The sequence below is a fragment of the Pseudoroseomonas sp. WGS1072 genome (assembly GCF_049340465.1).
Taxonomy (GTDB): Bacteria; Pseudomonadota; Alphaproteobacteria; order Acetobacterales; family Acetobacteraceae; genus Pseudoroseomonas.
In genome coordinates this window covers 260654-277956 of record NZ_JBMPSU010000001.1, presented here as the reverse complement: position 1 = coordinate 277956, position 17303 = coordinate 260654, and the positions used below count along the sequence as shown (strand labels likewise).

Genomic DNA, 17303 nt, shown 5'->3' with positions numbered 1-17303 from the left:
ATGAGCGGAGCGGGCTGGGAGTTCTGGATCGACCGGGGCGGCACCTTCACCGACATCGTGGCGCGCGATCCGGCGGGGCGGCTCTCCACCCGCAAGCTGCTCTCGGAGAATCCGGGCCGCTACCGCGACGCCGCCGTGGCCGGCATCCGCGCCTGCCTGGGCCTCGAGGAAGGCCAGCCGGTGCCGCCCGGCACCGTCGCCGCCGTCCGGATGGGCACCACCGTCGCCACCAACGCCCTGCTGGAGCGCAAGGGCGAGCGGGTCCTGCTGCTGGTCAATCGCGGCTTCGCCGACGCGCTCCGCATCGGCAACCAGGCCCGGCCGCGCCTGTTCGACCTCGACATCCGCCTGCCCGAGCTGCTGCATGAGCGCGCGGTCGAGGTCGGCGGCCGCATCGCCGCCGACGGCCAGGAGATCGAGGCGCTCGACGAGGCGGCCGCGCGCGCCGCGCTGGAGGCGGGCCTCGCGGAGGGCTTCCGGGCCGTCGCCATCGTGCTGATGCATGCCTGGACCAACCCGGAGCACGAGCTGCGCCTGGGCGCGATGGCGCGCGGGATGGGCTATACGCAGGTCAGCCTGAGCCACCAGGCCTCGCCGCTGCCGCGCATCGTGCCGCGCGGCGACACCACCGTGGTCGATGCCTACCTCTCCCCCATCCTGCGCCGCTACGTGGAGCAGGTGGCCGGGCAGCTTCCCGGCGTGCCGCTCTACTTCATGCAATCCTCCGGCGGGCTGATCCTGGCCGAGCGGTTCCAGGGCAAGGACGCCATCCTCTCCGGCCCGGCGGGCGGCATCGTCGGCGCCGCCCGCACCGCCGGCATGGCTGGCTTCGACCGGATCATCGGCTTCGACATGGGCGGCACCTCGACCGATGTCGCCCTCTATGCCGGGCAGTTCGAGCGCGCCTTCGAGACGGTGGTGGCCGGCGTCCGGATGCGGGCGCCGATGATGGCGATCAACACGGTGGCGGCCGGTGGTGGCTCGATCCTGGCCTTCGACGGCGCCCGGCTGCGCGTCGGCCCGGAGAGCGCCGGCGCCGTGCCGGGCCCGGCCTGCTACCGCCGCGGCGGGCCGCTGACCGTGACCGACGCCAATGTCATGACCGGCAAGATCCAGCCGGCGCATTTCCCGCCGATCTTCGGGCCGGAGGGGAATGCGCCGCTGGATGCCGCGGTGGTGCGCGAGAAGTTCGTGGCCCTGGCGCGCGAGATCGCCGCCGCCACCGGCCAGCCGGAGCAGGACCCGCGCGCGGTGGCCGAGGGCTTCCTGCGCATCGCCGTCGCCAACATGGCCCAGGCCATCAAGCAGGTCTCGATCCAGAAGGGGCATGACGCCGCCCGCCATGTCCTGACCTGCTTCGGCGGTGCCGGCGGCCAGCACGCCTGCCTGGTGGCCGACGCGCTGGGCATGGACACGGTCTTCCTCCACCCCTTCGCCGGCGTGCTCTCGGCCTATGGCATGGGCCTCGCCGACCAGAGCGTGATCGAGGAGGCGGCGGTCGAGGCGCCGCTCTCGCCCGAGGGCATGGCGGATCTGGTCGCCACGGCGGAGGCGCTGGGCGGGAAGGGCCGTGCCGCCCTGGCGGCGCAGGGCGCCGATCCCGCGCGGCTGCGCTCCGAGCCGCGCCTGCACCTGCGCTATGCCGGCACCGACAGCTTCCTGCCCGTTCCCCTCGATGACCACGAGACGGTGCTGGAGGCCTTCACGGAGGCGCATCGCCGCCGCTTCGGCTTCGCCACCCCCGAGCGGCCGGTGCTGGTCGAGGCCTGCGTGGTGGAAAGCATCGCGCCGGGCGAGGCGATCGACGAGCCGGCCCTGCCGCCGCGCGCGGCGGGCCGGGGGCCGGCGTCGATCGACACGATCAGCCTCTTCACCGCCGGCGCCGAGCAGGCCGCGCCGGTCTTCGACCGCGAGGCGCTGCGCGCCGGGGACCGCCTGCCGGGCCCGGCGCTGATCCGCGAGAGCACCGCGACCACGGTGGTCGAGCCCGGCTGGACGGCCGAGGTGACGGCGGCCAACCACATGATCCTGCGCCGCTCCGAGGCGCGGGCGGCGGCCGGCGCCGCGCCGGCGGAGGGCGAGGCGGCGCGGCCGGACCCGGTGCTGCTGGAGCTGTTCAACAACCTGTTCATGAGCATCGCCGAGCAGACCGGCACGGTGCTGCAGAACACCTCGCTCAGCGTCAACATCAAGGAACGGCTCGACTTCTCCTGCGCCATCTTCGACGCGCAGGGCCGGCTGGTGGCCAATGCGCCGCATGTGCCCGTGCATCTGGGCGCCATGGGCGAGAGCGTGCGCACCGTCATCCGCAGCCGCGGCCGGACGCTGAAGCCGGGCGATGTGGTGGCGCTGAACAATCCCTCCAACGGCGGCAACCACCTGCCGGACATCACCGTCATCACCCCCGTCTTCGACGAGGCGGGACGGGAGATCCTGTTCTTCACCGGCTCGCGCGGGCATCACGCCGATATCGGCGGGCTGACCCCCGGCTCGACGCCGCCGCAATCCCGCACCCTGGAGGAGGAGGGCGTCGTCATCGACGACTTCCTGCTGGTCGATGGCGGGCATTTCCGCGAGGCCGAGTTCCGCGCCCTGCTGGGCGGCGCGAAGTATCCCGCCCGCAGCCCGGATGTGAACGTGGCGGATGTGAAGGCCCAGGTCGCCGCCAACGAGACCGGCGCGCAGGAGATGCGCCGCGCCGTCCGCGCCTTCGGGCTGGAGACGGTGCGGGCCTATATGCGCCACGTCATGGACAATGCCGAGGCCAGCGTCCGCGCCGCCATCGACCGTCTGTCCGATGGCGCGTTCCACTACACCATGGACGACGGCAGGCCGCTGCATGTCGCGGTGCGGGTGAACCGGGCCGAGCGGTCCGCCGTCATCGACTTCACCGGCACCGGCGAGCAGAGCCCCGGCAACTTCAACGCGCCGCCGCAGGTGCTGCATTCCGTGGTGCTGTACTGCTTCCGCTGCCTGGCGGGCGGCGACATCCCGCTGAACGACGGCTGCCTGGTGCCGCTCACCATCGTCCTGCCGGAGGGCACCTTCCTCTCGCCGCGCCCCGGCGCCGCCGTGGTCGCCGGCAATACCGAGGTGTCGCAGGCCGTCTGCAACGCCCTGCTGGCGGCGCTGGATGCCTGCGCCTCCGCCCAGGCGACGATGAACAACCTGCTCTTCGGCGACGACACCTACCAGTACTACGAGACGGTCTGCGGCGGCGTCGGCGCCGGCCCGGGCTTCGACGGCGCCTCGGCGGTGCAGACGCACATGACCAACACGCGCATGACCGACCCCGAGATCCTGGAACTGCGCTACCCCGTCCGGCTGGAGGAGTTCTCGATCCGGCGCGGCTCGGGCGGCGCCGGGCAATGGCGGGGCGGCGACGGCGCGCGGCGGCGCATCCGCTTCCTGCGGCCGATGCAGGCCATCATCGTTGCCTCGCGCCGCGAGGTGCCGCCGCACGGGCTGCACGGCGGTGCCGATGGCGCGCCCGGCCGGCAATGGGTGGAGCGGGCCGATGGCAGCATCGAGCCGCTCGGCGGCCGTGACAGCGCCGAACTGGTGGCGGGCGAGTTGCTCGGCCTGGAGACGCCGGGCGGCGGCGGCTGGGGACGGCCCGCCCCCTGATGCGACAACGGCCCCGCCTTCGCCGGACCGGCTGGATCGCCCTCGCGTTGCTGCCCCTGCTGCTGCTGGCCGCCGCCTGGTTCGGCCCGCGCCTGACCAACTGGGACCAGCACCGCGACCGGCTGGCCATCCTGGCGGCCGGGCGGCTGGGCCAGCCGGTGGCGCTGGCGGGGCCGGTCAGCCTGACCCTGCTGCCGCAGCCGATGCTGGAGGCCGGCGGCGTGACGGTGGGCGGGCCGGACGCGCAGATCTCGGTCACCGCGCGCGCGCTGCGCCTGCGGCTCGACTGGCTGGCCCTGCTCGGCCTGCGGCTGGAGCCGCGCGAGGTCGCGCTGGTCGGCGCCGAGATCCGCCTGCCCTGGCCGCCGGCGCCGGGCCAGGCCTTCCGCCCGCCACCCTGGCTGACCGAGCTGCAGGGCCGCATCCAGGATTCCCGCGTCATGCTGGGCGGCATCACGCTGGAGCAGGTGCAGGCCAGCCTGGTCGCCGCCGGCCCGTCCGACGCGCTCGGCCTGCGCGGGCATTTCCGCTTCCGCCAGACCGAGTTCGACTTCGAGACGGTACTCGGCCGCGCCGGGCCGGACGGGGTGGCGCCGCTGAACCTGACGCTCAGCGGCGCCAAGGCCTCGCTGTCCGCCAGCGGCGTGCTGCTGCCGGAGGGCGGCTTCGAAGGGGTGGCGCAGGGGGGCGGCAGCGACCTCGCCGCCCTGCTGCCCGCGCCCCCCGGCAGCTTCCGCCTGCGCGGCCGGCTCAGCCTGACCGCCGAGCTGCTCACCGCCGACGAGCTCAACCTCGACATCGGCGGCAGCCCGGCGCGCGGCGCGGCGACACTGCGCCTGGCGCCCTCGCCACGCCTCGATCTCGCCCTGGCGACCGGGCGGGTCGACCTCGACCCCTGGATCGCGGCCCTGCGGAGCGCCGGGCCGCTGCCGCTGCCCTTCGGCGTCGATCTGTCGGCCGAGGCCGCCAGCTACCGCGGCCTGACCCTGCGTCGCCTGCGGGGCGCCGCCCTGCTGGAGAACGACCGGCTGACGCTGCGCGATGTCGGCGCCCTGCTGCCCGGCGACACCGAGGTGTCGCTGAACGGCGCCACCACCACGCGGCCGGGCCCCGGGCGCCCGGCGCGGCTGGAGGGGTGGCTGCGGTTCCAGGGCACCGCCCTGCGCACCACGCTGCTGGCGCTCGGCCTGCCGCTGGAGGGGACCGACCCGGCCCGCCTGCGCGAGGGGGAGGGCCAGCTGAAGCTGCTGCTCGACGAGGCGCAGCTGGCGGTCTCCGATTTCACCGGGACGCTGGATGGCGGCCGGGTGTCCGGGGCGGGCGTCTGGCGCTTCGGCGGCCGCCCGGCGCTCGGCCTCGGACTGACCTTCGAGGAACTGCGGCTGGACGGCTGGTGGCCGGAGGGCGCCGGCTGGACCGGCGCGCGTCAGCGGCTCGCCGCGATCGACCTCAACCTGCGCCTCAACGCCGAGCATGCCCGCTACGGCGCCCTGGTGCTGGAGGGGCTCAGCGCCGACGCCTCGCTGGAGAACGGCCGGCTGACGGCGCGGCGCATCGGCGCCCGGATGGCGGAAAGCGACTTGGCGCTCTCCGGCGTGGTCCAGCTCGGCGAGGCGCCCCGCTTCACCGATCTGGCCTTCGAGGTCACCGCGCCGCGCGCTGCGCCGTTGATGGCGCTGCTGCCCGGCCCATGGCCCGACGGGGTGGCGCTGGGCCAGGGCGCGCTGGCGCTCCGCCTCGCCGCCAGCGGGGCCTTCGAGGCGCTGGCCGTGCGGGGCAACCTGGAACTCGGCGACCTGCGGGGCGAGGTGAATGGCGCGCTGGACCTCCGCCAGCCGCGCTATGCCGGCGCGCTCACCCTGCGCCATCCGGGCGCGCCGCGCCTGCTCGAGGAGATGGGCCTGTCCGCCCCCGCCTGGCTGGGCCAGGGCTCCTTCTCGCTGATCGCCAATCTCGCCGCCGCGCCGCGGGAGCTGCGGGCCGAAGGCCTCGACCTCGTCGCGGCCGGGCTGCGCCTCGGTGGCCAGCTGGGGCTCGACCTGGCGGCGCCGCGACCCCGGCTGACCGGCCGCCTGGCCGCCGAGCGCCTGCCGCTGCCCGATCCCGACTGGCGCTCGCGCGAGCCGCTGCCGCTCGAGATGCTGGGATGGCTGGATGCCGAGCTGGCCCTCTCGGCGCAAAGGCTGGAGCCCGCCACGCTGCCGCCGCTGGAACAGGCCTCGGCCCGGCTGCTGCTGCGCGACCGCGCGCTGCGGCTCGAGGAGATGCAGGCGCTGCTGACCGGCGGCCGGCTGGCCGGGGCGCTGGAGCTGAACGCCGCCGCGATGCCCCGGGCGCTGGACCTGCGGCTGGACGTCTCCGACCTGGCGCTGACCGGACCGCTCACCGGCCTGCCCATCGATCTCACGGCCGGGCAGATGGAGGCCGGGCTGCGGCTCCACGCCACCGGCCACAGCCCGGCGGCGATGCTGGCGACCTTGTCGGGGGAGGGGCAGGTGGCGGTGCGCGATGGCGTCCTCCGCGGCGCCGACCTGCGGGCCGCGGCGATGGCGGCCGAGCTTCCGGCGCTGGATCAGGCCGAGGCGGGCCTCCGGGCCGCGCTGCTCGGCGGCGCCACCGCCTTCGAGGCGCTGGAGGCCGGGGTACGGCTGGAAGCCGGCCGCATCCTTCTGCAGGATGGCCGGCTGGCGGTGGGCGATGCCGCCGAGGCGGTGCCGGGCGGAGCCGCGCTGGCGGCGACCCTGTCGGGCGAGTTCGATCCGGCGCGCGGCGGCATGGAACTGCTGCTGGCCACCCGGCCGGCCGATCCGCCGGGTGGATCCCCGGGCGGGCCAGGCTTCGGCCTGCGGCTGACCGGTCCGCTGAACCAGTTGCGGCGCGTGCCGGAACTGGCCGACTGGCTGCGCTGGCGCGCCACGCGCTGAGCCCCGGCCTTCGCCCGGCTCAGCGGGCCGGCAGCATGACCTCCCCCTCGCCGAGGGCCGCCTCCGCCGCCTCCGCCTCCGGCCCGATGACCTGCTGCAGCGCATGCACGCGCAGCGCGCTCGCCAGCGGCAGGTCCGGGTCGGCGCGCCCGGCATCCACGCCCTGGACCAGGGCCGAGAGGGTCTGGGCCCGGCGGGCGGCGATCAGCTCCAGCGCCGTCCAGAAGGGCGCCTCCAGGGCCACGCTGGTGCGGTGGCCGGCCAGGGTGAAGGACCGCTTCAGCAGATGGCGCCCCGTCATCCCCGCCGCCTCAGCCCGCCCCGTCCAGCGAGGCGCCGGGGGAGACCATCAGCTCCGGCTTCACCCAGGCGTCGAAATCCTCGGGCTTCACATAGCCGAGCTGCTCCGCGGCGTCGCGCAGCGTCAGGTTCTCGGCCAGGGCCTTCTTGCCGATCTGCACCGCCTTGTCATAGCCGATGCGGGGGTTCAGCACCGTCACCAGCATCAGCGACTTGGCCAGGTTCTCGGCGATGCGGGGACGGTTGGGCTCCAGCTTGTCCACCATGTTGTGGGCGAAGCTCTCGGCGACATCGGCCAGCAGCGCGACCGACTGCAGGGTGGCGTTGATGATCACCGGCTTGAAGACGTTCAGCTCCAGATGCCCCTGCGCGCCGCCCACGGTGATGGTGACGTGGTTGCCCATGACCTGGGCGGCGACCATGGTCATCGCCTCCGACTGGGTCGGGTTGGTCTTGCCCGGCATGATGGAGGAGGAGAGGCCGTCGGCCGGGATGAACAGCTCGGAGAAACCCGAGCGCGGGCCGCTGCCGAGCAGCCGGATGTCGTTGGCGATCTTGTTCAGCGAGACGGCCAGGGTGTTCAGCACGCCCGACAGCTCGACGAAGGCATCCTCCGCCCCCATGCCCTCGAACTTGTTGGGGTTGGGCTGGAAGTCGAGCCCGGTCAGCGCCCGCGCCCGCTCGCAGAAGGCCGTGTCGAAATCCTTGTGGCGGTTCAGCCCGGTGCCGACGGCGGTGCCGCCCTGCGGCAGCAGCAGCAGGCGCGGCATGGCGCTCCGCAGCCGGTCCTGGCCATGCGCCACCTGCGCCGCCCAGGCGGCGAATTCCTGCCCCAGCGTCACCGGCACGGCGTCCATCAGGTGGGTGCGGCCGACCTTGACGATGTCGCCCCATTCCCCGGCGCGCTTCTCCAGCGCCGCCCGCAGCACGCCGAGCGCCGGGATCAGGCGCTGCTCCACCGCCTCGGCGGCGGCGATGTGCATCATGGTCGGGAAGCTGTCGTTGGAGGACTGGCCGCGGTTGACGTGGTCGTTCGGATGCACCGGCTTGCGGGTGCCGAGCGGCTGGCCCAGCATCTCGTTGGCGCGGTTCGAGATGACCTCGTTGGCGTTCATGTTGGTCTGGGTGCCGGAGCCGGTCTGCCAGACGGGCAGGGGAAAGTCGGCGTCGCGCCGGCCCTCGGCGATCTCGGCGGCGGCGGCGATGATCGGATCGGCGATCTCGGCCGGCAATTCGCCCAGCGCCTTGTTGGCCTCGGCGGAAGCCTGCTTCTGCAGGCCGACGGCGCGGATCAGGCCGCGCGGGAAACGCTCGGTGCCGATCCGGAAGAGCCGCCGCGCCCGCTCCGTCTGCGGGCCCCAGTAGCGGCCGGCCTCGATCTCGATGGTGCCCAGGCTGTCGGTTTCCGTGCGGACGGTTTCCGGGCGGGCGGTCTCGGTGCGGGTCTCGGCCACGGCGGCGCTCCTAATTGAGAGTAGTTCTCAATTGGTCCCGTCTGACGCCGTGACAAGGGGGCCGGTCCGGAAAGTGACCGCGCCCCTACCAGCCGCGATAGGGGCGCGGCGGCGGCGCGTAATAGGCGACCGGCGGCGGGGCGTAATAGGCCGGCGGCGGTGCGTAGTAGGCGACCGGGGGCGGGGCGTAATAGGCCGGGGGCGGCGCGTAGTAGGCGACCGGCGGTGGCGCGTAATAGGCCGGGGGCGGCTCGCGATAGACCACCGCCGGAGGGGCGGCGACGGCGCCGCCGATCAGCGCGCCGACGGCCAGCCCGCCGATGATGCCGGCGGCGACGGCGCCACCGCCGGGGCCGCGCCGGTGCCAGTCCCCGGCCTCCGCCGGCGGGGTGGCGAGGAGCAGGGCGGAGCCGGCGGCGGCGGCCAGGGCCAGGGTGCGGAAACGGGACTTCATGACGCCCTCCAGGGCTTGGACAGCGGCCATTCTATCCCGGATCCGAGCCAGATTGTGGCAGGCCCGGTAAAGGAATGTTTCCGCAGCCCCTCAGGCGCGCGGGCCGTAGGTGGCGATCTCGATCAGGTTGCGGTCCGGGTCGCGGCAATAGACCGAGGTGATCGGCCCCAGCGCTCCGGCCTTGGGCACCGGCCCCTTCTCGATGGTGACGCCGCATTCGTGCAGATGCGCGACCACGTCCTGCGCCGTCACCGCCACGACGAAGCAGAGATCCTGCGTCCCCGGTGCCGCGGCCTCGCCGCTGAACCAGGCCTCCTGCGTCGCCGTCTCCGGGCGCAGGTTGAGCTTCTGCCCGCCGAAGCGCAGCGCCGTCCGCCGCTCCTCGCCGAAGGCCTCGCGGTCCATGCCCAGCACGCGCTGGTACCAGGAGGCGCTGACCTCCACGTCGCGGCAGGTGATGACCAGATGGTCCAGCCGGTCCACCGAGAAACGCATCAGCCTTCCTTTCCTGGCGGCAGGGCGCTGCCGATCCGCGCCATGACCTCGATCTCGATCCGCATCGCATCCGTCTGCAGCCCGGCATGGAGCAGGGTGGAGGCGGGGCGCGCCCGGCCGAGCCACTTCCGCGTCACCGGCCAGCAGGGCTCCCAATCCTCGCGCCGCGGCACGATGAAGGTGGCGCGCACCACTTCGTCCAGGCTGGAGCCGGCCTCGGCCAGCGCCGCCTGGATGTTGCGGAAGCACTGCTCGGCCTGCTCCACCACGCCCTCCGCGATGGTCATGGTCGCGTAGTCGTAGCCGGTGGTGCCGGAGACATAGACGGTATCGCCCACGACCACGGCGCGGGAATAGCCGATGTCCTCCTCGAAGCGGCTGCCGGAGGAGATCAGGCGGCGTGGCACGGGCCTATTCCAACCCGTCGTAGAAGTCGTTGCCCTTGTCGTCCACGACGATGAAGGCCGGGAAGTCCTCCACCTCGATCTTCCAGATCGCCTCCATGCCGAGCTCCGGATATTCCAGCACCTCGACCTTGCGGATGCAGTCCTGCGCCAGCCGGGCGGCGGGACCGCCGACCGAGCCCAGGTAGAAGCCGCCATGCTCCTGGCAGGACCGGGTCACCGCCTTGGAGCGGTTGCCCTTGGCCAGCATCACCAGCGAGCCGCCGGCGGCCTGGAAGCCGGCGACATAGCTGTCCATGCGGCCGGCCGTGGTCGGGCCGAAGGAGCCGGTGGGCAGGCCCTGGGGCGTCTTGGCCGGGCCGGCGTAGTAGACGGGGTGGTCCTTGATGTACTGCGGCAGGCCTTCGCCACGGTCCAGCCGCTCCTGCAGCTTGGCATGGGCGATGTCGCGCGCCACCACGATGGTGCCGGTCAGCGAGACGCGGGTCTTGACCGGGTGGCGGCTCAGCTCGGCGCGGATCTCGTCCATCGGCCGGTTGAGGTCGATGCGGACCACTTCCCCGCCCAGGATCTCGTCGGTCGCCTCCGGCAGGAAGCGGGCCGGATCGTGCTCCAGCGCCTCCAGGAACACGCCCTCCGGCGTGATCTTGGCCTTGATCTGCCGGTCCGCCGAGCAGGAGACGCCGATGCCGATGGGCAGGGACGCGCCGTGGCGCGGCAGCCGGATGACGCGGACGTCGTGGCAGAAGTACTTGCCGCCGAACTGCGCGCCGATGCCGAGGTTCTGCGTCAGCTTGTGCACCTCCGCCTCGAGCTCGGGGTCGCGCAGGCCGTGGCCGGACCTGTCGCCCGTGGTCGGCAGCGCGTCGAGGTAGCGGGTGGAGGCGAGCTTGACGGTCTTCAGCGTCGTCTCGGCCGAGGTGCCGCCGATGACGATGGCCAGGTGGTAGGGCGGGCAGGCCGAGGTGCCGAGCGTCTTGATCTTCTCCTCCAGGAAGGCCAGCAGCTTCGGCTTGTTCAGCACCGCGCGGGTCTGCTGGTAGAGGAAGGTCTTGTTGGCCGATCCGCCGCCCTTCAGCACGAACATCATGTGGAACTCGTCCGCATGGTGGTCGCCGGGGGAGGCGTAGATGTCGAACTGGACGGGAAGGTTGTTGCCGGTGTTCACCTCCTCGAACATCGAGAGCGGCGCCATCTGCGAGTAGCGCAGGTTGGTCTCGGTATAGGTGCGGTGCACGCCGTAGGAGAGCGCCTCCTCCTCGTCACCCTCGATCCAGACCCGCTGGCCCTTCTTGCCGAAGACGATCGCGGTGCCGGTGTCCTGGCACATCGGCAGCACGCCACCGGCCGCGATCGAGGCGTTCTTCAGCAGGTCGAGCGCCACGAAGCGGTCATTGGCGCTGGCCTCGGGATCCTTCAGGATCCGCGCCAGCTGCTCCAGGTGGCCGGGGCGGAGGAAGTGGCTGACTTCCCTGCAGGCGGTGAAGGCCAGCTCCTCCAGCGCCTGCGGGCTCACCTTCAGGACCTTGCGGCCCTCGACCTCGATGACCCGCACGCCCTCGATCGGCAGCTTGCGGTAGGCGGTCCTGTCCTCGCCCAGCGGCAGCATCGGGCTGTAGCGGAAGCTCTCCGGGCGCTGCGAGACCGGCATCCCGGCATCGGTATCCTTGATCGGCGTGTCCGCGAGGGGGGCGGCGGGATCGACAGGGGGCATGACGGCGCTCCGGCAGGAGGGCGGGGGGGAGACCGGTGGGCCGGGCAGGGTCCCGGGCGCCACCGGCGGGTGGCGAACTCTGGGCTGGAGGTAGCGCAGCCGGGCGGGCAAGCCAACAGGCGAGCCCCGGGCCGCGGCCCGGACCGCGCGGCGGAGGGGCGGGAGGGCGCGGCTTCGCTGGACAGGCGGCACGGCGCATGGCTGCATGGACGTCCCCGGCCCGCCCGAGCGAGAGACGACCGATGGACCAAGCGATTCTCCTGGGCGCCAGCGACACGCCGCAATGGCTGCACCTGGCGCTCGCCAACCGGCACGGGCTGGTGGCCGGCGCCACCGGAACCGGCAAGACCATCACGCTCCAGGTCATGGCCGAGGCCTTCTCGCGCGCCGGCGTCCCGGTCTTCTGCGCCGACATCAAGGGCGACCTCTCGGGCATCAGCCAGCCCGGCCGGCCGAACCCCAAGGTGGAGCAGCGGGCGGCGGCGACCGGCGTCGCCGACTTCGCCTATGAGGGCGCGCCCGTCGTCTTCTGGGACGTCTTCGGCCGCCAGGGCCACCCGATCCGCGCCACGGTGGCGGAGATGGGGCCGCTCCTGCTCGCCCGCCTGCTGGAGCTGAACGACACCCAGGAGGGCGTGCTCAACATCGCCTTCGCCCTGGCCGACGATGACGGCCTGCTGCTGCTCGACTTCAAGGATCTGCGCGCCATCCTGGGCCATGTGGCGGAGCGCGCCGCGGAGCTTTCCGCCGAGTACGGCAATGTCAGCAAGGCGACCATCGGCACCATCCAGCGCCGCCTGCTGGTGCTGGAGCAGCAGGGCGCCGAGCATTTCTTCGGCGAGCCGGCCCTGGCGCTGACCGACCTGATGCTGCTGGCCCCGGACGGGCGCGGCGCGGTCAACGTGCTGGCGGCGGACGAGCTGGTGCAGCGACCGCGCCTCTACGCCACCTTCCTGCTCTGGCTGCTCTCCGAGCTGTTCGAGGAGCTGCCGGAGGTGGGCGACCTGGAGAAGCCGAAGCTGGTCTTCTTCTTCGACGAGGCGCACCTGCTGTTCAAGGACGCGCCCCGGGCGCTTCTGGAGAAGGTGGAGCAGGTGGTGCGGCTGATCCGCTCCAAGGGCGTCGGCGTCTATTTCGTCACGCAGAACCCGCTCGACGTGCCGCAGGGCGTGCTGGGCCAGCTCGGCAACCGGGTGCAGCACGCGCTGCGCGCCTTCACGCCCGCCGACCAGAAGGCGGTGCGCGCCGCCGCCCAGACCTTCCGCGCCAATCCCGGCTTCGATACCGAGGCGGCGATCACCGAGCTCGGCGTCGGCGAGGCGCTGGTCTCCACCCTGCAGCCGGGCGGCGCGCCCGGGCCGGTGCAGCGGACGAGGATCCGCCCGCCGCAGTCCCGCATGGGCACCATCACGCCGGAGGAGCGGCAGGCCCTGATCGGGCACAGCCCGCTGGGCGGCAAGTACGACACGCCGGTGGACCGCGCCTCGGCCTATGAGCTGCTGCAGCAGCGGGCCGCCACCGTGCCGGAGGAGGCCGGGCCGCACGCCTCGCCCTGGGGCGGGCCGGCGCCGGTGCGGGGCGGCCGCGCCTGGGGCAATGGTCAGGCAGGCGGCGCGGCGGAGGCGGGCGGGGAGGGCCAGGCCGGCGGCTGGAGCCCGGAGGCCTGGGGCCGTGGCGCCGGCACGCCGGCCCCGGGGCCCGCGCCGCGCCCTTCCGGCCGGCGGGCGCCGGCCCAAGCCGCGCCGCCGCAAGGCGCCGGCGGCGGGTTGTTGCAGGACATCCTCTTCGGCAGCGGCGGCGGGCGGCGCGACAGCCCGGTCGGCGCCCTGGCCAAGTCGGTGGCGCGCAGTGTGGGATCCCAGGTCGGCGGCCAGATCGGACGCGCCCTGGTACGCGGCATCCTGGGATCGATCAGCAAGCGCTGAGGCCCGCCGCCGTCGCGGGCGGGCCTTCCGGCGCTCAGGCGCCGTCGCGTCCCGGGCGGCGGCGGAAGGCGTCCAGGCTGACCACCTGGGCGGGACTCTCGGCCTCCTCGGCCGGGGCGGCGGCGGGCAGCTCCTCGGCCTGCTCGGCCATGGGGGCGGGTTGCGCCGCCTGCGCCGGCTCCCGCGCGCTGGACTCCGCCGAGGGGAAGCGAAGCCCGACCCGGACATGAGGATCCCAGAAGGCGGTGAGCGCCGCGATCGGGATGACCAGCGTGGCCGGCACACCGCCGAAGGACAGGCCGGCGGTGACGAAGCCCTGGCTCCGGTCCACCTTCAGGTCCCAGAACTGGTGCTGGAGGACGATGGTCATCTCCTCCGGATAGCGGGCCTTGAGATGCGCGGGGATGGAGACACCGGGAAGATCGGTGCGGAAGGTCAGGTAGAAGTGATGCTCGCCGGGCAGGCCGTGCTCGCTCGCATGGTCGAGCGCGCGCAGCGCGACCTCGCGCATCGCGTCCTCGGTCCAGCTGTCATAGGGGAGCAGACTCTCGGTCTGCCTCGTCTCTTCGGTCATCGGTCATATCCCGGCAGACGCTTCAAGGTAGACCCCCATACCGGAAGTCTCGGGCGGCCGGGAAGTAGGCCCCCGGCAAGAATCGCCTGACAGGAATCGAGAGGACCCGGGCGGGGTTGCCTCGTCTGCGCGGAAGTGGGGGGATTCTGTTGCCCGGTTCCCCCCGGACCGCGCTTACCTATGGTTAGGCAGCGAGCGCCATGGTCTCGCGACCATTATCGTTGGCACTTGTGATATAGCCCGATAACGGCGGTACAATGCCGGGCAAAAGACATGGCTTTACCACGCGCGTCGAGCCTGTTTCGCCCCCCTATGGTGGAGGCGCCGGGCACTGCCCCCGGGTCCGCAACGCTTATTCCACATGCCGTTTATCGCCATAGCCACCCGAAGGTGAGCAAAGCGCATATAGGACATTCCTCTGCCGATTGCGAGAGGGGAGGCGCCTCCGCCGGTGCCCTGTTCCCGGGCATGCTCTGTTCCCTTGGGGCGCCCGACGGGCTATGGGCAGGCGCCGGGCCGGTCCGCCGGCCCGCCACACCCTGGCTCAGCAAGGCGGTTCCATGGCGCTCACCCCATCCCAGCTTCAGGACCTCGCCGAGGCCAAGGCCTTCCGCGCCGAGACCCGCCGCCCCACCGTGCCGGCGCTGGAGGCCATGCTCTTCGAGCCCGTGCCGGTGCTCGACCACGGCTTCGTCCGCGTCATCGACTACATGGGCGACGACGCGGCGGTGGTGCAGGCGGCGCGCGTCTCCTACGGGCGCGGGACGCGGGCGGCGAATGAGGACCGGGGGCTGATCCGCTACCTGATGCGGCACCGCCACTCGACCCCCTTCGAGATGTGCGAGATCAAGTATCACGTGAAGCTGCCGATCTTCATCGCGCGGCAGTGGATCCGCCATCGCACCGCCAATGTGAACGAGTATTCGGCGCGCTACTCGATCCTGGACCGGGAGTTCTACCTGCCGGCGCCGGAGCAGCTCGCCGCGCAGTCGGCCAGCAACCGCCAGGGCCGCGGCACGGTGCTGCAGGGCGCCGAGGCCGAGCATGTGCTGCGCCTGCTGCGGCAGGACGCCATGACGACCTACGATCACTATGCCGAGATGCTGAACGAGGACGAGGCCGGTCAGCCGGCCGACCCCGCCCGCCAGGGGCTGGCGCGCGAGCTGGCGCGGATGAACCTGACGCTCAACACCTATACCCAGTGGTACTGGAAGACGGACCTGCACAACCTGCTGCATTTCCTGAGCCTGCGCGCCGATGCCCATGCCCAGTACGAGATCCGGGCCTATGCCGAGGCGATGATGCGCTCGCTGGAGGCCTGGGTGCCGGCGGTGGCCGAGGCCTTCCGCGACTACCGGCTCGGCGCGGTGACGCTGTCGGCGCAGATGCTGGCGGTGGTGCGGCGCCTGCTGGCGGGCGAGGTGGTGGAACAGGGCGGCAGCGGGCTCTCGAAGCGGGAATGGCGGGAGCTGATGGAGCAACTGGGCCGTCCCGCCTGATCCGCCGCCATGGCGCCCGCCCCGCGCAACGGCACCGGCGGTGCCTCCACGCCGCGCCGCGCCGCTGGTCGCCCCTCTGGCCGCCCACCGGCCCGGCGCGGGGCGCGCCGCCTGCGGGCGCCCTTCGCCGCCCTCTCCGGCGCCCTGCGCGATTTCCCCTGGCGCCGCTGGATGGCCGTGCTCATCTGCGTGGGCGTGCTGCTGATCGGCGTGCCGTTGGCGCATGCCCTGGTGGGCGACCTCGGGGCGCTGCTGCTGCTGACCGGGCTTGGGGGGTTCGCCCTCGGCCGGGCCACCGCGCGACGGCCGTCGCCTCCGGCCCGCAAGCCGCGCGGCCGTGCCTGACGCCGCTTTGACGAGAAGGAGAACCCGATGGGTTGGGTGGTGCTCTTGCTGCTGCTGATCGGCTTCCCGCTGATGCTGGTCTTCGCCGCGCTGTCGCTCAGCCTCTGGCTGGTCTGGGCGGTGCTGGGCCTGGTCTGGGCGGTGCTGACCTTCCTCTTCCACGATCCGGCCACGGCGCTGCTGATCGTGGCGGCGCTGTTCATCGGCTACCGCTACGGCCGCCGGCGGCAGGATGGGGTCCCCCGGGACGGGAGGCTGCCGCGCGGCCACTGAGCCGCGCGGCGCCGCCGTCACTCCACGATGATGCGCGGCCCGGCGGGCGCGGCGGTCAGCTTGGCCGACAGCCGCCGGGCGATGGCGCGGTAGCTCTCCGCCTCGTGGCTCTCGGGGCGCGCCATGACGATGGGCGTGCCGGCATCGGCGAGCTGGCGGATCTCCAGCTTGAGCGGCAGCTCGCCGAGGAACTCGACGCCCATCCGCTCCGCCTCCGCCCGCGCCCCGCCATGGCCGAAGAGATCGGCGCGGTGGCCGCATTGCGGGCAGCAGTAGTAGGACATGTTCTCGATCAGCCCGAGCACCGGCACGTTCACCTTCTGGAACATGCGGACGCCGCGGCGGGCATCGATCAGCGCCACGTCCTGCGGCGTCGAGACGATCACGGCGCCGGCCAGCGGCACGCGCTGGCTCATGGTGAGCTGGGCGTCGCCGGTGCCGGGCGGCATGTCCACCACCAGCACGTCGAGCGGCCCCCAGTCCACCTGGCCCAGCATCTGCTCCAGCGCGCCCATCACCATCGGGCCACGCCAGATCATCGCCGTCTCCGGCTCGACCAGCAGGCCGATCGACATGGCCCGGAGCCCCCAGCGCTCCACCGGCTCCAGCCGGCCGGCCGCGGCGCGGGGCCTCTCCCGCAGGCCCAGCATCTGCGGCAGGGAGGGGCCGTAGATATCGGCGTCCAGCAGGCCGACCCGCTTGCCGTCGGCGGCCAGGGCGACGGCCAGGTTGACCGCCGTCGTGGACTTGCCGACGCCGCCCTTGCCCGAGGCGATGGCGACGATGGCGCGGACATCCGGCAACAGCATCTGCCCCTGTCCGGGGGGCGGGCGGCTGAAGCGCGCCGGGCCGGCGGGGGCGGCCGCCGGGCGCGGCGGAACGCCCTGGCCTGCCTCCTGGCCCCCCTCCCGACCGCGGCCCGGCGTCGGCGCGTCGCGATGCGCGGTCAGCACGCAGGTGGCCGAAAGGACGCCGGGCACCGCCGCGGCGACCCGCTCGGCAGCGGCGCGGAGAGGCTCCATCTGCCGCGCCCGCTCCCGCGGCACCGTCAGCGTGAACTGCACCATCCCGTCCCGCGCCGAGAGGCCCTGCAGCATGCCCGAGGCCACCACGTCCTGCCCCGTCTCCGGATCGTGCACCACGCGGAGCGCCGCCCGTACCGCCCGCGCCAGGGGAGGTTCCGAAGGATCTGCCGCGGGAGTCGCGACGGCGTCAGGCATTGCTTGAAAACCCCTCTTCTGCGGACAATATCGGCCCGGCCCTCGCCATTACGTGATGTTCATGCATTGCGCCATGGCCCGGACAGGGCGACATA

The 17303-nt window shown here is 73.1% G+C and carries 14 protein-coding genes and 1 other RNA gene; 6 read left to right on the top strand and 9 right to left on the bottom strand.

The annotated features are described in order from the left end of the window. Together ACF3NH_RS01335 and ACF3NH_RS01330 are read left to right on the top strand one after the other, a co-directional pair. A complete protein-coding gene (locus ACF3NH_RS01335) occupies positions 1-3627 on the top strand; it encodes a hydantoinase B/oxoprolinase family protein (protein WP_422921592.1) in 3627 nt (1208 codons plus the stop codon). Then, positions 3627-6551, top strand: a complete 2925-nt coding sequence (locus ACF3NH_RS01330) for an AsmA family protein (protein ID WP_422921591.1) — start codon at positions 3627-3629, stop codon at positions 6549-6551. The genes ACF3NH_RS01335 and ACF3NH_RS01330 overlap by 1 nt, the downstream gene beginning before the upstream one ends. A gap of 19 nt (positions 6552-6570) precedes the next feature. Here ACF3NH_RS01330 and ACF3NH_RS01325 read toward each other — a convergent pair whose 3' ends face one another. The 6 genes from ACF3NH_RS01325 to ACF3NH_RS01300 form a co-directional block, all read right to left on the bottom strand. Further along, on the bottom strand, positions 6571-6852 hold the full coding sequence (locus tag ACF3NH_RS01325; RefSeq protein ID WP_422921590.1) for a ribbon-helix-helix domain-containing protein: 282 nt from the start codon (positions 6850-6852) through the stop codon (positions 6571-6573). Positions 6853-6862: 10 nt separating this feature from the next. Further along, the gene (locus ACF3NH_RS01320) at positions 6863-8305 is read right to left on the bottom strand and encodes a class II fumarate hydratase (protein ID WP_422921589.1); all 1443 of its coding nucleotides are present in this window, start codon (positions 8303-8305) and stop codon (positions 6863-6865) included. Between the two features lie 85 nt (positions 8306-8390). Continuing rightward, on the bottom strand, positions 8391-8759 hold the full coding sequence (locus tag ACF3NH_RS01315; protein ID WP_422921588.1) for a hypothetical protein: 369 nt from the start codon (positions 8757-8759) through the stop codon (positions 8391-8393). 90 nt (positions 8760-8849) lie between these two features. Further along, positions 8850-9254, bottom strand: coding sequence for a VOC family protein (locus ACF3NH_RS01310; RefSeq protein ID WP_198366117.1), 405 nt, complete (start codon positions 9252-9254; stop codon positions 8850-8852). Further along, complete coding sequence (locus ACF3NH_RS01305; protein WP_198366118.1) at positions 9254-9661, bottom strand: RidA family protein; 408 nt, start codon at positions 9659-9661, stop codon at positions 9254-9256. Before ACF3NH_RS01305 ends, ACF3NH_RS01310 begins: the two co-directional genes overlap by 1 nt. Before the next feature lie 4 nt (positions 9662-9665). Then, positions 9666-11309, bottom strand: a complete 1644-nt coding sequence (locus tag ACF3NH_RS01300; RefSeq protein WP_198366204.1) for a fumarate hydratase — start codon at positions 11307-11309, stop codon at positions 9666-9668. Between the two features lie 305 nt (positions 11310-11614). Here ACF3NH_RS01300 and ACF3NH_RS01295 point away from each other — a divergent pair, with 305 nt between their 5' ends. Beyond that, positions 11615-13297, top strand: coding sequence for a helicase HerA-like domain-containing protein (locus ACF3NH_RS01295; protein ID WP_422921587.1), 1683 nt, complete (start codon positions 11615-11617; stop codon positions 13295-13297). 34 nt (positions 13298-13331) lie between these two features. On the opposite strand, the gene ACF3NH_RS01290 is transcribed toward ACF3NH_RS01295, so the two are convergent. Both ACF3NH_RS01290 and ssrA read right to left on the bottom strand, forming a co-directional pair. Continuing rightward, positions 13332-13871: an SspB family protein gene (locus ACF3NH_RS01290; protein WP_198366120.1), complete on the bottom strand. Its 540-nt coding sequence runs from the start codon at positions 13869-13871 to the stop codon at positions 13332-13334. Between the two features lie 134 nt (positions 13872-14005). Continuing rightward, positions 14006-14306, bottom strand: a transfer-messenger RNA (tmRNA) gene (gene ssrA, locus ACF3NH_RS01285). Positions 14307-14431: 125 nt separating this feature from the next. Here ssrA and thyX point away from each other — a divergent pair. Genes thyX through ACF3NH_RS01270 form a run of 3 tightly spaced genes read left to right on the top strand, consistent with a single transcriptional unit; the run spans position 14432 to position 15988 of the window. Beyond that, the gene (gene thyX / locus ACF3NH_RS01280) at positions 14432-15370 is read left to right on the top strand and encodes an FAD-dependent thymidylate synthase (RefSeq protein WP_422921586.1); all 939 of its coding nucleotides are present in this window, start codon (positions 14432-14434) and stop codon (positions 15368-15370) included. Between the two features lie 9 nt (positions 15371-15379). Continuing rightward, on the top strand, positions 15380-15715 hold the full coding sequence (locus tag ACF3NH_RS01275) for a hypothetical protein (RefSeq protein ID WP_422921585.1): 336 nt from the start codon (positions 15380-15382) through the stop codon (positions 15713-15715). 27 nt (positions 15716-15742) lie between these two features. Beyond that, a complete protein-coding gene (locus ACF3NH_RS01270; protein ID WP_198366123.1) occupies positions 15743-15988 on the top strand; it encodes a hypothetical protein in 246 nt (81 codons plus the stop codon). A gap of 17 nt (positions 15989-16005) precedes the next feature. Here ACF3NH_RS01270 and ACF3NH_RS01265 read toward each other — a convergent pair whose 3' ends face one another. Next, positions 16006-17208, bottom strand: coding sequence for an Mrp/NBP35 family ATP-binding protein (locus ACF3NH_RS01265; protein ID WP_422921584.1), 1203 nt, complete (start codon positions 17206-17208; stop codon positions 16006-16008). Positions 17209-17303: the final 95 nt, after the last annotated feature.

Bases quoted from the DNA above. Each gene is read 5' to 3' on its own strand.
- ACF3NH_RS01335 (WP_422921592.1), top strand. From the start codon at position 1: ATGAGCGGAGCGGGCTGGGAGTTCTGGATCGACCGGGGCGGCACCTTC.
- ACF3NH_RS01330 (WP_422921591.1), top strand. From the start codon at position 3,627: ATGCGACAACGGCCCCGCCTTCGCCGGACCGGCTGGATCGCCCTCGCG.
- ACF3NH_RS01325 (WP_422921590.1), bottom strand. From the start codon at position 6,852: ATGACGGGGCGCCATCTGCTGAAGCGGTCCTTCACCCTGGCCGGCCAC.
- ACF3NH_RS01315 (WP_422921588.1), bottom strand. From the start codon at position 8,759: ATGAAGTCCCGTTTCCGCACCCTGGCCCTGGCCGCCGCCGCCGGCTCC.
- ACF3NH_RS01310 (WP_198366117.1), bottom strand. From the start codon at position 9,254: ATGCGTTTCTCGGTGGACCGGCTGGACCATCTGGTCATCACCTGCCGC.
- ACF3NH_RS01300 (WP_198366204.1), bottom strand. From the start codon at position 11,309: ATGCCGGTCTCGCAGCGCCCGGAGAGCTTCCGCTACAGCCCGATGCTG.
- ACF3NH_RS01295 (WP_422921587.1), top strand. From the start codon at position 11,615: ATGGACCAAGCGATTCTCCTGGGCGCCAGCGACACGCCGCAATGGCTG.
- ACF3NH_RS01290 (WP_198366120.1), bottom strand. From the start codon at position 13,871: ATGACCGAAGAGACGAGGCAGACCGAGAGTCTGCTCCCCTATGACAGC.
- thyX (WP_422921586.1), top strand. From the start codon at position 14,432: ATGGCGCTCACCCCATCCCAGCTTCAGGACCTCGCCGAGGCCAAGGCC.
- ACF3NH_RS01275 (WP_422921585.1), top strand. From the start codon at position 15,380: ATGGCGCCCGCCCCGCGCAACGGCACCGGCGGTGCCTCCACGCCGCGC.
- ACF3NH_RS01270 (WP_198366123.1), top strand. From the start codon at position 15,743: ATGGGTTGGGTGGTGCTCTTGCTGCTGCTGATCGGCTTCCCGCTGATG.
- ACF3NH_RS01265 (WP_422921584.1), bottom strand. From the start codon at position 17,208: ATGCCTGACGCCGTCGCGACTCCCGCGGCAGATCCTTCGGAACCTCCC.